The sequence below is a fragment of the Actinomyces sp. S6-Spd3 genome, from assembly GCF_000758755.1.
Classification (GTDB): Bacteria; Actinomycetota; Actinomycetes; order Actinomycetales; family Actinomycetaceae; genus Pauljensenia.
On sequence record NZ_JRMV01000248.1, the window covers coordinates 1 to 604 of the forward strand.

Sequence of the window (604 nt, forward strand, 5' to 3'; positions counted from 1 at the left end):
CTCGGCATACCCAAAAATGTCGCCCGAAAAGCGGAAATCCTTCAAATAGTCCAACGCCACATCAGACACGATCTTGTTCTTATGCAAGTAATCGATCTGGTGGGTAGAGAAAGTGAAGCGCTCCAGCGCCTCCAATATTCGGCCCGTACCCGCAACTACGCCAAACCTGCGCGTTGCGGGCAAACGCCGCCCAAAAAGTTCAAAAACGGACTTACGCTCCGCTGTTCCCGCTTTCAAAGCGGCGTCCAGCATAGTGAGCTCGTACATGTCGGTTAGCAGTGCTGTAGATGTAGAAGCAGGCATAAGTCGAGTTTATCCCCAAACCGGCACTTTGTGCGCCTCAATCTCTTAGGCTGAAAACATGAGTGCAACCCCCACAACCACCACCCGCGTCAGGGCTGATGCCGCCACTACGCGCGAAAACCACGCGCAGTGGTGCGCCGTGGTGTGGGATGACCCCATCAATACGCAAGCGTACGTCGTTGGCGTATTTCGGCGCCATTTTGGCTATACCGAAAATCGCGCCCGTGCCCTCATGCTTCAAGTTCACCAAACCGGTAAGGCGATCGTTTCAACCGGCCTTCGCGAACGCATGGAAGCAGAC

1 protein-coding gene and 1 pseudogene are annotated in these 604 nt (G+C 54.8%); one reads left to right on the top strand and one right to left on the bottom strand.

Going from position 1 to position 604, the window contains the following annotated elements:
- Positions 1-303: pseudogene (locus HMPREF1627_RS02000) on the bottom strand (nicotinate phosphoribosyltransferase); the annotation flags it as partial.
- Between the two features lie 58 nt (positions 304-361).
- On the opposite strand from HMPREF1627_RS02000, the gene HMPREF1627_RS02005 reads away from it, so the two are divergent.
- The coding region (locus HMPREF1627_RS02005) for an ATP-dependent Clp protease adaptor ClpS (RefSeq protein WP_034500709.1) at positions 362-604 on the top strand (243 nt) is incomplete at its 3' end.